The organism is Streptomyces sp. NPDC051963 (assembly GCF_044593495.1).
GTDB lineage: Bacteria > Actinomycetota > Actinomycetes > Streptomycetales > Streptomycetaceae > Streptomyces.
The window spans coordinates 509,771-522,822 of record NZ_JBIUCC010000004.1; the positions used below are offsets into that span (position 1 = coordinate 509,771).

The following is a 13,052-nucleotide window of genomic DNA, read 5'->3' on the forward strand; positions in this document are numbered from 1 at the left end:
GTCAGGCTCCCCGCACCGCCCGCCCCACCTCCGTCCGCAGTGCCACGAACTCCGGCAGACCGCGGGTGGTGATCTGGTCGCGCTTGCCGGGGAGTTCGACCGGCAGGTCCCCTACGACGCGGGAGCCGGGGCCCGGGGAGAGGATGACGACGCGGTCGCCGACGTAGACGCTCTCGTCGATGTCGTGGGTGACGAAGACGATGGTGGTGCCGTCGGTGCGGTGGACCTCCAGGAGGAGGTCCTCGAGGTCTTCGCGGGTCTGGGCGTCGAGGGAGCCGAAGGGTTCGTCCATGAGGAGGAGCGAGGGGCGGCAGACCAGCGCGCGGGCGATGGCGACGCGCTGCTGCATACCGCCGGAGAGCTGCCAGGGGTGACGGCGGGCGGCGCCGTCGAGGCCGACGCGTTCCAGGATCCGCTCGGCCTCGGCGCGCCGTTCGACCCGGCCGAGGCCGCGGCGGCGCAGCGGGAGGGCTACGTTCTCGCGGACGGTGAGCCAGGGGAAGAGGGAGCGGCCGTAGTCCTGGAAGACGACGGCGAGTTGGTCGGGCACGCCGGTGACCGGGGTGCCGTCGATCGTGACCGTGCCCTCGCGCGCGGGGAGCAGGCCCGCGATGGTGCGCAGCAGCGTGGACTTGCCGCAGCCGGACGGGCCGACGACGCTGAGGAGTTGGCCGTCCGGCACGGTGAGGGTGATGTCGTGCAGGACGGGATGGTCGCCGTAGTGCTGGCCGACTTCGTCGAGGCGGAGCATCCGGAAGCGTCACCTGGCCCTGGAGTCGTGGAGCGCGCCCGCGGTGGCGGTGACGCGGAGGTGGAGTGGATGCGGGACGGCTCCGCTCATGCGGGCCTCCTTCTGTGCGCTCACCGGGGCCTCCCCCTGTGTCCTCATCGGGATCTCCCCGTGCCGATCAGCCGTTTCTCGACCGCCAGCAGGCCGGTGTTGAGCAGATGGCCGAGGGCGCCGAGCAGGACCAGCGCCGCCCAGACGGTGAGCAGGTCGGAACGCGACTGGGCGTCGGTGAGCGTGAAGCCGATGCCGTTCGCGGTGCCCGGCAGCAGTTCCGAGAACACCATGAGGATGAGGGAGAGCGAAAGGCTCAGTCGCAGGCCCGCGAAGATGCGGGGCAGCGCGGAGGGCAGGAGGAGGAAGCGGAGCCTTTCCACGGCGTTCAGGCGCAGGACGGCGGCGACGTCGAGCCGCAGCGGGTCGGTGTTGCGGGCCCCCTCCGCGGTGTTGATCAGCACCGGCCAGAGGGCGCTGAAGGCGATCGACGCGACCTGCATCTGCGTGCCGAAGTCCAGGACGACGACGAAGACGGGGACAAGGGCCGGGGGTGGTACGGCCCGGGCGAACTGAAGCACCGGGTTGCACAGCGCGTACGTCCGGCGCGAGCGGCCCACCGCCAGGCCGAGCGCGATACCGGCGACGGCGGCGATCGCGAACCCGGCGGCCATCCGGCCGAGGCTGGGCCCGATGTTGTCGACTGCCGCGTCGGTGAGGAACAGGTGCCGCACCGGGCCGGAGAACCACAACTCGTAGGCGTGGTGGGCGATACGGCCCGGTGGCGGGAAGTAGACGCTGTCGTGGGCCCGGGCGGCGACCTCCCAGCAGCCGACGGCGACGGCGAGCACGATCCAGCGCAGCAACGCACCTCGCACGGCGACCCCGCCGACCGGCCGCCGAGCACCGCCCCGCACAGTCCGCACCGCGATCCCGGCCCGGCTCACACGCACCTCCCTGGCCGCACGGCCCGCGGACACGGCTCCACGCGCGCCCGCGCCCTTCCCAACCGCCCGGCCGGCGAGCACAGTTCGACCCCCGTCCCGCTCACACGCACCTCCCCCACCGCACACCCCACGGACACAGCCCCAGACCCGCCCGCCACACCCGCACCCTCCCCAGCCCCCCGGCCCGCGGGGACAGTCCGACTCCCGTCCCACTCACGCGCCCGCGCACCGTTCCCGGCCTCTCGGCTCGCGGACGCGGTCCGGTTTCCGTCCCACTCACGCGCCCGCGCGCCCTTCCCAACCCCCCGGCCGACGGGCACAGTCCGACCCCCGTCCCACTCACGCGCCCCTCCCCCCATATGCCGCCGCCCGTTCACGCTGCTCCGGTGTCCACGGGAACAGGCGGCGTTCGCCCCACACCAGGGCGCCGTTGATGACGAGGCCCAGGGCGCCCGCCCACACCACGCCGGCGAGTACGTCGCGGGTGCCGTCCGTCGACAGGCTCGCCTGGGCGATGAAGATGCCGAGGCCCTCGCCGAAGCCCGCGAGGATCTCCGTGGCGACGGCCAGGATGAGGGCGACGGCGGCGGAGATGCGGATGCCGGCGGCGATGAAGGGGGCCGTGCCCGGGAGTTCGACGCGCAGCAGGACCGCGAGCCGCCCGAAGCCGAAGGCGCGCAGGGTGTCCTTGGCGAGGGGGTCGGTCTCGCCGAGGCCGTAGATGGTGTTGAAGAGGATCGGCCACACACAGGCGTATGTGATGAGCGCGACCTTGGTCTCGGTGCCGGAGCCGAGCAGCAGTGAGACGAGCGGGATCAGCGCGACGGACGGCAGCGGGCGCAGAAACTCGACGATCGCGCGTACGGCGGCGTCGACGAGGGGCACGCTGCCCAGCAGCAGACCGAGCGGGACGGCGATCGCACAGGCGAGGCCGAGGCCCAGCACCCAGGCGCGCAGGGTGGCCCCGATGCCGTCCAGGAAAACGCTGTCACCAGCCAACTCGAAGGCCCTGGAGAGGACTTCGGAGGCGGGCGGCAGATAACTGCGGCGCACGATCCCGGCCCGGCTCACCGCCTCGCACACCCCGAAGGCCAGGAGCACGCCGAGGACACCGAGCCCGAGTTCCTGACGCCGTTTCACTTCACCACGAGGGTCGCCGGGTCGATCGGTTTCTTCAGCAGCCCCTGTTTCGCCATCAGGTCGGTGAGCCGGGAGATCTCCTTTGCGTCCACGGTGGGCGGAAACTTCGGCAGTCCGACCTGCTCCGCCTGGGCATCGGTCACCTTGGTGTACGTCGGCACGATCGCGCGTACCGCCGCGGGGTCCTTCGCGGCGATCTCCGCGGCGGCCTTGAGGGCCCGCTGGAAGGCGGCGAGGGTCTCCTCGTTCTCGCCCGCGTACTGGCTCGTGGTGATGTACCCGCTGAGCGGAATGTCCTCCACGGGCGCGGCCGCGCCGTCGACCACGACCCTGGCCTGCAACTCGTCCTGGATGACGCTGTCGAAGGGCTCGACCGCGTGGACCGCGTCGACCTGCCCCTTCTCCAGGGCGGCGCCCATCTGCGGGAAGGCCACCTGCCGGTAGACGGGTTTGCCGACCCCCTCCTTCTCCAGGATCTCGTTGAGGGTCAGCGACTGGACGTTGTTGAGCACGTTGACGGCGAGCTTGCGGCCCTCGAGGTCGGCGGCGGTCCTGATGTCCGAGCCCTTCGGCACCAGTACGTCCATCATGTGCGGCGCGGCCCGGATCGACTCGGCGACGATGCGGATGTCGAGGGTGCCCTGCTCATGGGCTTGGAAGTAGGTGACGTAGTTCGCGCTCGCGACCATGTCGACCTGCCCTTTGGCCAGTGCGGGCAGCGCCTGGAGGCTCTGTTGGATCTGCTGGATCCGGACGTCCAGGCCTTCCTTCTCGAAGAGGCCGCGGTCCCGGGCGATATAGAGCGCGGCGCAGTCGATCAGCGGCAGGGCGGCCACGGTGACGGTCTTCCCGCCGCCGGACGAGGATCCGGAGTCCCCGTCGTCGCCGCAGGCCGTGAGGGCGAGGGTCAGGGCGGCCAGGGTCGCCGCGAGCTTGCGCGGTCCCGCACGTAAGTGGCGTGACGTCATGCGCGCATGGGTATCAAGGATCTGTCATGATCACCACATGCTCATGCGCCATTCCGCAGCGTGGTGAAGAGATTGCGCGCCCCTTGCCGAGCACTCTCCCCCGGGTCACGGTAGTCGCATGACCTCCTGCGTGCTCCGCCATGAGCTGCCCGGCCACGGCCCCCGCGGCGTGCCCGGCCGGATCGCCCGACCCGGCCCCGACCACGAAACCTTCACCTGCGCCCGGGGCGAGGACGGCAAGGCATCCGCACGCACGGAGCCGGCGTGACGGTGCACGAGGCACCGCCCGTCCCCGACGTCTTCGATCCACGCCGGTACGCCGCCGGAGTGCCGTACGCCGCCTACCGCGTCCTGCGCGACCACCACCCGGTGGCCCGGCAGGAGGAGCCCGAGGTGCTGGGCTGGCCGGCCGGTCCCGGGTTCTGGGCGGTGACCCGGCATGCGGACGTGGTGCGGGTGCTCCGCGACTCGACGACGTACTCCTCGCACCTCGGCGCCACGCAGATCCGGGATCCCGACCCGGACGACCTGCCGTTCATCCGCCGCATGATGCTCAATCAGGACCCGCCGCAGCACGGCCGGTTGAGACGGCTGGTCAGTCGGGCCTTCACCCCCGGGCGGATCGAACGCTTCACGGCCGTCGCGCGGGAGCGGGCCCGGACGCTGTTCGCGCGGGCCCTGGAGACGGCCCGCGCGGCGGACGGCACCGTCGACCTCGTCACCGCCGTCACCGACGACTACGCCCTGCTCAACCTCGCCGATCTGCTCGGCGTCCCCGAGCGGGACCGCGGGCTGCTGCTGCACTGGACCCGGCGGGTCATCGGCTACCAGGACCCGGACGAGGCCGGGCCGCCGGTGCTGGACTCGGACGGCAAGCCGGTCAATCCCCGGTCGCCCGCGATGCTCAAGGACATGTTCGCGTACGCCCGGCAACTCGCCGCCTACAAACGGCGCTACCCGGACGACGACGTCATGACCACCCTCGCGCACGACGCCGAACTCGCCGACGCGGAGCTGGAGATGTTCTTCTTCCTGCTCACGGTCGCGGGCAACGACACCGTCCGCAGCGCCGCGCCGGGCGGACTGCTGGCACTGGCCGAGCACCCTCAGGCGTACGAACTGCTGCGCACGGAGAAGGCCGAACTCGCCCTGGCCGTGGACGAGTTGCTGCGCTGGCATCCGCCCGTCCTGACCTTCCGCCGCACCGCCGCGCAGGACACCGAGCTGGCGGGGCAGAGTATCCGCAGGGGCGAGAAGGTGGTCGTCTTCCATGCTTCCGCCAACCGCGACGAGCGGGTCTTCGCCCATCCGGAACGCCTGGACCTGTCCCGCTCACCGAACCCGCATGTGTCCTTCGGGGACGGACCGCACGTCTGCCTCGGTGCGCACTTCGCCCGGCTTCAGTTGCGGGTGCTGTACGGCGAGGCGCTACGGACGCTGCCCGGACTGCGGCTCGCCCGGCGGCCGGAGCGGCTGGTGTCGAACTTCATCAACGGGCTCAAGTCGCTGCCCGTGCGGATGACTTGATCAGCCGCGGACCTGGATCAGCGCATGGGTGCCGCCGGTCCGCCAGCGCTGTCCTTCCGCGGCGACCAGTGCGGCCTCGGTGGCGGCGTCGAGGCCCGTGATCACATCGGACTTCAGCGTGCGCAGCGCGGCGACCGGGCCGGGGAAGTACGCGGTGACCTCGGCGAACGGCGCGGTCGGCGGCCACCTGCGGTCGCCCACCAGGCGCCGGTAGTTGAGGTCGCCCTTCACCACGGTCAGCGTGGCCGAGGCGAACTCCGCACGAAGGTCGTCGGGCATGTCCGCGTACGGCAGCGGGGCGCAGGAGAAGGGGTGGGCCCGTACCGTCAGGCGTCCGTCGGCCATCGCCGCCCACAGCTCGCGTCCGTACCTGGCGGCCACGCCCGGCGCCGAGGCGATCCGGCGCAGCGCGTCGAGGACGTCGGTGGTCGTGGCGTCGGAGACGTAGTACGGGTGGGGCTTGATGTGCAGCACCGCCCGCTCGATGTGCCCGTGCGCGAGGAGGTGGGCGATGAGGAGCAGATCGGGGATGAGTTCGCGGCCCGCGTTGTCGGCGACGAGGCAGAGGGTGCCGGAGCCGGAGGGCGGGAGGAGCGAGAAGAGGGTCTCGCTGTCGTCGGCGACCAGGGCGGGCGTCGCGGCGGGTGTCCCCGCGTCCACGGCGGACAGGCGGAAGCCGAGGTCCGCGCGGTTGCCCCACAGGGAGCCGTGCAGCAGGGCGCGCGCCCGCTGGTCGGTCTCCTTCGCCTCGAGGTCGTCGAGTGCGGCGAGTTCCTGATCCGTCTCCGGGGCGTCGAGTTCGGCGAGTTTGGAGGGACGGAAGGGGTCGATGCCCTGCCAGGCGCCGGGGCCGAAGAAACCGACCGCGTCGAGGAGCCGACGGTAGAAGTAGCTCTCGGACCACAGCCAGGGAATGTCGAACCAGGACCGGCCGGTGTACTCGGTCGCGCCCCAGGCCGCCCAGCGGTCCCGGTCGGGCGCGTCGGCCGGGAGCGGTTCGAGTACGCCCTCGGTGCAGCTGTCGAGGAGCGCGTCGAGCGCCCGCCGCCGCTCGGGTCCGTAGGGAAAGGCCTCCCGGACCTGCGCCACGATCGCGGGGTGACGCTCGGCGAGGACGCTGTGCGGGAACGAGCCGGGTTCGTTGCCGAAGATCACGGGCGCGGACGGGACGAGGGGCATGGGCGTCACCGTATCGCGCGGATCAACCCGCGTTGATCTCCCGCTCCAGTCGGGTGGCGAGGCTCAGATAGCGGGCGCGCCGGGGAACCGGCACCAGGCCGCGGATCAGGACGTGCCACATCTCGGCCATCCTGCGGGGCTGCCGGGCCAGGGGATCGAGGGAGCGCCCGACGACCCGGGTGCCGATGAAGAAGGAGACCAGGGAGTGGGCGACGGCGTCGACGTCGATGTCCTGGTGGATGTCGGATTCGCGGACCGCTGCGACGAGTTTGCGGGAGATGATCTCCAGCCACTCGGTGAAGGGGTGCCGCAGTGGCGGCCGTATGACGACCCCGCCGGTGGCGAGGCGGAGGCCGGCCCGGTGGACCGGGCCGTCCACGGACAGACGGGCGATGGCGAATGTGGTGCGGATCAGCGCTTCGAGGGAGGTGTAGCCACGGCTGTCCATCTCCTCCGCCAGCCGGCGGGCCGCCGCGGACTGGATCTCCATGATGGCGTGGGCCAGGTCCTCCTTGGCCGCGAAATGGAAGTACAGGGCGCCCTTGGTGACCTGGGCGTGCTCGACGATGTCGCTCAGGCTGGTCGATTCATAGCCCTGGCGGTCGAACAGGTCGGCGGCCGCGGCGATGATCGCCGCGCGGGTCTGTTCGGCGCGTAACTGCCTGGCCATCGGGGACTCCCGTAAAAAAGACGGCTCATGCCGTTTGTTCTTACTCCCCGTAGACGATAACTCACCGTACAACCGCTTCCACGGTCTTGAGACCGACCTTCTACTTTCACTCCATTCCCGCGACTTGCAGATTCATACTCTTCGCATCGTGTGGCGTGCGTGAAGGGATGGCCGAAAAACGGGGTGGACGGTATCGAGTGACGGCGAAAAAACGACGGGCCGGCCAGTGCCCATCCGCACTGACCGGCCCGCCCGTCTCTGGCAGCCCGCCGGTTCATGACCTGCTACCGGTTCATGACCTTCTGCTCATTCCTTGCCGTCCGCTCAGAAGGTCAGCTTCCAGCTGTTGAGCGTGCCCGTGTCCTGCGCCGCCGTGTCCTGGACGCGCAGCTTCCAGGTGCCGTTCGCGGTCTCGCTCGACGCGTTCACCGTGTAGGTGGTGTTGACGTTGTCCGCGGAGTCCGAGCCGGCCGACTTCAGACGGTAGGTGGACCCGTCCGGCGCGACCAGATCGATGACCAGGTCACCGCGGTAGGTGTGAGTGATGTCCACACCGACCTGGAGGGCCGAGGGGGCGTTGCCGCTGCGACCGCTGACCGCGATCGAGGACTCGATCGCCGAGCCGTTGTCCGGGACGGAGACGGCCGTGGAGCTGGAGAAGGTGGTGCCCCCCGAGGAGCCGCCAGAGCCGCTCACCGCCTGCACCGTCTTGGCCGCGTCCGCCAGACCCGCGCCACAGCCGCCCGAGCACGAGCCAGGAAGGGCACGGGCATTGGTCTTGAGGGCCGACTCGATCTGGGCCGGGGTCAGCGTGGAGTTCGCCGACTTCATCAGCGCGACGAGGCCCGCGATGTGCGGGGTGGCCATGCTGGTGCCCTGGTAGTAGGCGTACGACTCACTCGACGGCGTCTTGGTGCCGGAGTTCAGCGTGGACAGGATGCCGTTCGCGGTGCCGGTGCTGGTCTGGCCGCCGGGCGCCGAGATGTCCACGAGGGAGCCGTAGTTGGAGTAGGACGCCTTGGCCCCGGTGCGGTTGGTGGCCGCGACCGAGATCACGTTGTTGCAGTTGCCCGGTGAGTGGTTGGCCACGTTGTCGTTCTCGTTGCCCGCGGCCACGACGATCGTGGTGCCCCGGTTCACGGCCGCGTTGATGGCGCTCTGCGTCGCAGAGGTGCACGCCCCGTCGCCGCCCAGGCTCATGTTGACGACCTTGGCGACATTGGAGTTGGCGGGCACGCCGGAGACGCTGCCGCCGGACGCCCAGGTGATGGCGTCGATGATGTCGGAGTCGTAGCCGCCGCACTTGCCGAGCACCCGCAGCGGGGAGATCTTCGCGCCGTAGGCGATGCCCGCGACACCCTTGCCGTTGTTCGTGGCCGCGGCGATGGTGCCCGCCACATGGGTGCCGTGCCAGGAGGAGTTGCTGGCCGGGATGCCCGAGCCGCACTCGTTGGCGTTGTACCAGTCGCCCGGGTCGGCCGGGTTGCTGTCACGGCCGTTGCCGTCGACGGAGACGGCGGTGTCGGAGATGAAGTCGTATCCGCTTACGACGTTCGCCGCGAGGTCGGAGTGCGTGACGTAACCGGTGTCGATGACGGCGACGGTGACTCCGCTGCCGGTGCTGGTCGGCCAGGCACCCGGCACGTTCATACCCGCGGTGGCCTCGAAGAGGTCCCACTGCTTGGCGTATTCGGTGTCGTTCGGGTCGGCCTTCGGCGTGTTCAGGCGGTCCGGTACGACGTAGGCGACCTGCGGGTCGGCCTGGTACTCGGCGACGACGTCGGCGACATCCGTCGTGGTGAGGTCCGCGCCGAGGTCGACCAGGGCGGCGCCGGTGCCGAGCCGGCGCTGGAAGTCGAGGTCTTCGCCGGCCTCCTTGCCCTTGGCCACGGCGTCGGCGTCGGCGGCCCTGTTCGACTTGGCCTCGGTGGCGCCGGACTTGTAGCCGACGATGAGGCGCTCGGCGACGGCGCCGGGGGCGGCCTCGGTCTGCGCGGCCGGGACGGCGGCGGCTTCCCTGACCGGGGTTTCCTGGGCGACGGCGACCGACGCGGTGGCGGCGGTGAAGAGTGCGGCGGAGACCGCCGCGACGGATATCAGCTTCCGTCTGAGCAAGGGGGAAGTACGCAAGGGCTTGCCTTTCGTGGCCGTGCTCCAGGCAGCGCGGAGCGGCGGTCGATTCGCTTCGTCCTCGAAGCGGCGGGGGGTGAACCGAAAAGCAGTGGGGACGAACCCCGACCGAGCGACGCCGGGACATGCGGGTCGCTCGACGACGCGTTGGCCGGCCAGGCGCGGGCAGCGACCCGTTTCGGGGTTACCTATGGGTCAGCTGTGGTCGAACGATAGGCAAAGAAAAGACCATCGGGATACAGGGGAAACCCTCGATCAGGCCGGAAACTCACCCTAGACACCGTGCAGTTGACCGGTTACGGCCCGTTTCGCCCCGGACGTCACGGGGTGAACGCGCCGGGCCGGGTTTCCGTACTGACACAGCAGACCGTTCCCGTGCCCGGCCGAGGAGACGATCCGGATGTCCCGGATGACCGCATACCGCAGAGCCCTGGCGACCGTAGTCGTGGCCCCGTTCCTGTTTCCGCTCTGGGCGGCGGGACCTGCCCAGGCGCACGGTGCGCCCACGGACCCGGTCAGCCGGGTGTTCGCCTGCTCCCCCGAGGGCGGCGACGCGGCCGGTTCGGCGGCGTGCAGGGCGGCCGTCGCCGCGAACGGCGCGCCCTTCACCGCCTGGGACAACCTGCGGATCGCGAACGTGAACGGCCGGGACCGGCAGACGATCCCCGACGGACAGCTGTGCAGCGGCGGTCTGTCCCCGTACCGGGGACTCGATCTCGCCCGCTCGGACTGGCCGTCGACCAGCCTGAAGCCCGGCGCCACGCTGACGATGCGGTACGCCTCGACGATCCCGCACACGGGCACGTTCCGGCTCTATCTGACGAAGCAGGGATACGACCCGTCGCAGCCGCTCACCTGGTCCGACCTGGCGTCCCAGCCGTTCGCCGAGGTGACGGACCCGGCCCTGACCGACGGCGCGTACCGGATCACGGGGAAGCTGCCGTCCGACCGGACGGGGCGGCATGTGCTGTACACGATCTGGCAGAACAGCAGCACGGCGGACACGTACTACTCGTGCTCGGACGTGGCGTTCCCGGCACCCAAGAAGGACGCGGGTGCGGCGTCGCCGGAAAAGCCTGCTTCGGCGAAGCCCTCGGCATCGGCCGCCAAGAAGAGCAAGGCCCCGTCACCGACTCCGACTCGGAACAGCACACCACCGAGCCCGGCGGCCTCCGCACCGGAGACCCCCGACAGCACTCCGCTCGCCTCCACCCCCGACGCCGACTCCGGCCCCTCGGCCCCGATGCTGGCGGGCGGCGCCGCGGCGGTGCTGGTGCTCACCGGCGGCGCCGCCCTGGCCCTGCGTGTACGCCGGCGCTGAACGCCGGTCCTACGAGGGTCAGTTGACGTAGACGAGGGCGCCCGCGTCGGTCACCGGTGCGTACTTCGCGGTGAAGTAGCCGTTGGCGAAGCAGAGCGAGGAGCCGGACGTCTTGGTGAACTGCTGGGCGGCGAAGGCGATGCTGTTGTCGGCGTTGCCCGCCGTGCCGGTCAGGCTCGGGGCCTGGTAGACGCAGTTGATGCTGCCGAGGAGGGTGCGCAGCACGACCGTGGTCTGGATGACGGAGCCGCTCGCCGGAGTGACCGTGAGCGTGCCGTCGGAGGACACGGAGGTGGTGTAGGGCAGGTTGTCGACGGAGATGCTGGTGACGCCGAGCACGCCGATGACGTTGGTGGTGCAGCTGCTGCTGTCGAAGGTGTGGCCGGTGACGGACTCGGTGGCGGTGCCGGGCGCGGTCGGGTTGTCGGTGACGGTGGCGGTGAACTGCGAGGACGTGCACGAGATGCCGCTGGTGCCGGTCGCGCTGGAGTAGAGGGTGGCGGTGGTGCCACTGGCCAGCGGTGCGGTGAGGACGTCTCCGACGGCGACGGGCGTGCCGGCGAGGCCGCCGGTGGTGAGGACCGGGGTGTCGGCCGCGGAGGCGGGGACGGCGGCCGGGAGGGTGAGTGCGGCCACGGCGGCGGTCAGGGTGAGCAGGGTGCGCGTGCGCATGCGGGTGCCTCGTCTCTGAGGTGGCTGGGGTGGGGGCGCGCGTGGGCGTCCGTCGTTGCCGGTCCGCGACGCCTTCTCCGTGCGTGACGGACCGGCAACGACAACCGGCCTGGAATGGCCGGGGGGAGGGGGGCAGGGAACGCCCGAAAGGGACAGGAGTCCGGGAGAACGCGGGCAGTGCCGCGGGACGGATCCGGCGCCACGGATCCGGGGAGAGCAGTGCAAGTTGTAAACCTGAGGGTTGTTCAACGTCAAGGGTTCTCAAGGTAGTTGGGGCAGGAGCTGGGATCTTTACGGAAGCCCGGGAAGCCCTTGGTGCACAGGTGGCACACAACCGTCATGCTTTTTCCACAACTCCCTTGACCCTCAAATGTAACCCCCGGTAACTTCCTCGGCGGCTACTGCTGCGTAACGAGAAAGCCCTTGCACCCGCCGGGAGTTGCGAGGAGGCGTGCGCGGCAGCCGCTGTCCGCGCCAGGACGCCGCTTCGCGTACCACCCGACTCGTACCGACCGCACCGATTCAAGCCCCTGGGAGCTGACATGGCCTCGTCATCGGACGCCTCGTCGTCCGCCGACCGCACCCCCGAGAACCCGGAAAGCGGTTCCACAACCTCCGCAGACCCGGACAGACGCGGTCGGGTCCGGCTGCGCCGGGCCGCGGTGATGGCGGTGCCCGCCACGCTGGCCGCGGCCGCGCTCGCGGTCCTCACCGCCGAAGGTGCGCTGGGCGTGCAGTTCGCGATCTCCGGCATGCCCTTCACGGTCACCGCGACCGAGCTCAAGGGCACCGGGTTCGAGCAGTTCGGCGGCCTCGACAACATGGCGCCGGGCAGCCCGAACGAGGGCGACACCGGCGGACAGGTACTGGTCGTCACCTCCGTGATCAAGGACGCCACGCTCACCAAGCTGTGCCAGAGCGTCGACCTCGGCGGAACGAACCTGCTGATCAAGGCGGGCGGCGGCAAGGACAAGGTGACCGCCACCGACCTGACCACCGACTCGACCGAGCTGTCCGGCAACGCCGCCTTCAAGGGCATCGAGATCGGCAATGACGCCAGCACGCTCACCAAGGGTGGCGTGAAGGGCCCGAAGGGCGTGTTCAGCCAGCAGGCCGACGAGGTGGTCATCGGCGATCTGCGGCAGACCAACTACGCGACCACGGCCGGGGTGTTCAGGCTTCCCGGCCTGCAGCTCGGCTTCAGCAGCCAGGGCTGCTGATGTCGGGTCCCCGACGTACCGGCTTTCGGCCCGCCTTCCGGCGCTGGCGGGCCGAACGCCCCTTCTGGGGCGGGCTGTTGCTCGCCCTGGGCGGGGCGGAGATCCTGCTCACCATGAAGGCGTCGATGAAGGTCGTCCTGCACGTCGGGATGCAGGGGCTGGCCGGATATCTGCTCCCGGCGCTGATGCTGCTGCTGGGTCTGCTGATCCTGTTCAATCCGACGCAGCGGCTGTTCTACTCGATCACCGGGGTCCTGGTGTCCCTGGGGACCTGGCCCACGTCGAACCTCGGCGGCTTCTTCATCGGCCTGCTGCTGGGTGCCGTGGGCAGTTCCCTGGCCTTCGGCTGGCTGCCCGACCAGGAGCCGCGCCCAAGCCGACGCAAGCGGCGGCGGGAGGCGGCGGTGCAGCAGCCGTAGGACACACGGACGCGCGCGGGGCCGGGCGACAGCCCTGAAGTCCGCGGACGCATCACCGGGGCCGTGACGCAGAGATCG

The 13,052-nt window shown here is 70.6% G+C and carries 13 protein-coding genes; 5 read left to right on the plus strand and 8 right to left on the minus strand.

Features of this window, described 5'->3' with window-relative positions; translation table 11 throughout:
• Window position 1 precedes the first annotated feature (1 nt).
• The 4 genes from ACIHFB_RS18970 to ACIHFB_RS18985 all read right to left on the minus strand — a co-directional run bounded on the left by ACIHFB_RS18970 (window position 2) and on the right by ACIHFB_RS18985 (window position 3,836).
• Window positions 2-751 carry an ABC transporter ATP-binding protein gene (locus tag ACIHFB_RS18970; RefSeq protein ID WP_365274653.1) on the minus strand — a complete coding sequence of 250 codons (750 nt, stop codon included), beginning with the start codon at window positions 749-751 and terminating at the stop codon, window positions 2-4.
• 134 nt (window positions 752-885) lie between these two features.
• On the minus strand, window positions 886-1,728 hold the full coding sequence (locus tag ACIHFB_RS18975; protein ID WP_365274656.1) for an ABC transporter permease: 843 nt from the start codon (window positions 1,726-1,728) through the stop codon (window positions 886-888).
• 339 nt (window positions 1,729-2,067) lie between these two features.
• Complete coding sequence (locus ACIHFB_RS18980; protein WP_365274659.1) at window positions 2,068-2,868, minus strand: ABC transporter permease; 801 nt, start codon at window positions 2,866-2,868, stop codon at window positions 2,068-2,070.
• Window positions 2,865-3,836, minus strand: a complete 972-nt coding sequence (locus ACIHFB_RS18985) for an ABC transporter substrate-binding protein (protein WP_365274662.1) — start codon at window positions 3,834-3,836, stop codon at window positions 2,865-2,867. Before ACIHFB_RS18985 ends, ACIHFB_RS18980 begins: the two co-directional genes overlap by 4 nt.
• Before the next feature lie 118 nt (window positions 3,837-3,954).
• Between ACIHFB_RS18985 and ACIHFB_RS18990 the strand changes: the two genes are divergently transcribed.
• Both ACIHFB_RS18990 and ACIHFB_RS18995 read left to right on the plus strand, forming a co-directional pair.
• Complete coding sequence (locus ACIHFB_RS18990) at window positions 3,955-4,104, plus strand: hypothetical protein (protein ID WP_365274665.1); 150 nt, start codon at window positions 3,955-3,957, stop codon at window positions 4,102-4,104.
• Window positions 4,101-5,363 (plus strand): cytochrome P450, encoded by a 1,263-nt coding sequence (locus ACIHFB_RS18995; protein ID WP_365274668.1) that lies wholly within the window; start codon window positions 4,101-4,103, stop codon window positions 5,361-5,363. The genes ACIHFB_RS18990 and ACIHFB_RS18995 overlap by 4 nt, the downstream gene beginning before the upstream one ends.
• On the opposite strand, the gene ACIHFB_RS19000 is transcribed toward ACIHFB_RS18995, so the two are convergent.
• From ACIHFB_RS19000 to ACIHFB_RS19010, 3 genes are all read right to left on the minus strand, one after another.
• Complete coding sequence (locus tag ACIHFB_RS19000; protein ID WP_365274671.1) at window positions 5,364-6,542, minus strand: damage-control phosphatase ARMT1 family protein; 1,179 nt, start codon at window positions 6,540-6,542, stop codon at window positions 5,364-5,366.
• A gap of 22 nt (window positions 6,543-6,564) precedes the next feature.
• On the minus strand, window positions 6,565-7,212 hold the full coding sequence (locus tag ACIHFB_RS19005; protein ID WP_365274674.1) for a ScbR family autoregulator-binding transcription factor: 648 nt from the start codon (window positions 7,210-7,212) through the stop codon (window positions 6,565-6,567).
• Between the two features lie 324 nt (window positions 7,213-7,536).
• Entirely contained in the window at window positions 7,537-9,342 is a 1,806-nt protein-coding gene (locus tag ACIHFB_RS19010; RefSeq protein WP_400127391.1) for a S8 family peptidase, read from the minus strand.
• A gap of 400 nt (window positions 9,343-9,742) precedes the next feature.
• Between ACIHFB_RS19010 and ACIHFB_RS19015 the strand changes: the two genes are divergently transcribed.
• On the plus strand, window positions 9,743-10,663 hold the full coding sequence (locus tag ACIHFB_RS19015) for a lytic polysaccharide monooxygenase (RefSeq protein ID WP_365274680.1): 921 nt from the start codon (window positions 9,743-9,745) through the stop codon (window positions 10,661-10,663).
• An 18-nt stretch (window positions 10,664-10,681) separates the two neighbouring features.
• Here ACIHFB_RS19015 and ACIHFB_RS19020 read toward each other — a convergent pair whose 3' ends face one another.
• Window positions 10,682-11,335: a Tat pathway signal sequence domain protein gene (locus tag ACIHFB_RS19020; protein ID WP_365274683.1), complete on the minus strand. Its 654-nt coding sequence runs from the start codon at window positions 11,333-11,335 to the stop codon at window positions 10,682-10,684.
• Between the two features lie 542 nt (window positions 11,336-11,877).
• Here ACIHFB_RS19020 and ACIHFB_RS19025 point away from each other — a divergent pair.
• Window positions 11,878-12,555 carry a DUF6230 family protein gene (locus ACIHFB_RS19025; protein WP_365274686.1) on the plus strand — a complete coding sequence of 226 codons (678 nt, stop codon included), beginning with the start codon at window positions 11,878-11,880 and terminating at the stop codon, window positions 12,553-12,555.
• On the plus strand, window positions 12,555-12,974 hold the full coding sequence (locus ACIHFB_RS19030) for a DUF6114 domain-containing protein (protein WP_400127392.1): 420 nt from the start codon (window positions 12,555-12,557) through the stop codon (window positions 12,972-12,974). Before ACIHFB_RS19025 ends, ACIHFB_RS19030 begins: the two co-directional genes overlap by 1 nt.
• The last annotated feature ends 78 nt before the right edge of the window (window positions 12,975-13,052 follow it).

Coding starts and splice junctions, on each gene's coding strand:
- ACIHFB_RS19020 (WP_365274683.1), bottom strand. CDS start 11,335: ATGCGCACGCGCACCCTGCTCACCCTGACCGCCGCCGTGGCCGCACTC.
- ACIHFB_RS19015 (WP_365274680.1), top strand. CDS start 9,743: ATGTCCCGGATGACCGCATACCGCAGAGCCCTGGCGACCGTAGTCGTG.
- ACIHFB_RS18985 (WP_365274662.1), bottom strand. CDS start 3,836: ATGACGTCACGCCACTTACGTGCGGGACCGCGCAAGCTCGCGGCGACC.
- ACIHFB_RS19000 (WP_365274671.1), bottom strand. CDS start 6,542: ATGCCCCTCGTCCCGTCCGCGCCCGTGATCTTCGGCAACGAACCCGGC.
- ACIHFB_RS19005 (WP_365274674.1), bottom strand. CDS start 7,212: ATGGCCAGGCAGTTACGCGCCGAACAGACCCGCGCGGCGATCATCGCC.
- ACIHFB_RS19030 (WP_400127392.1), top strand. CDS start 12,555: ATGTCGGGTCCCCGACGTACCGGCTTTCGGCCCGCCTTCCGGCGCTGG.
- ACIHFB_RS18970 (WP_365274653.1), bottom strand. CDS start 751: ATGCTCCGCCTCGACGAAGTCGGCCAGCACTACGGCGACCATCCCGTC.
- ACIHFB_RS18990 (WP_365274665.1), top strand. CDS start 3,955: ATGACCTCCTGCGTGCTCCGCCATGAGCTGCCCGGCCACGGCCCCCGC.
- ACIHFB_RS19025 (WP_365274686.1), top strand. CDS start 11,878: ATGGCCTCGTCATCGGACGCCTCGTCGTCCGCCGACCGCACCCCCGAG.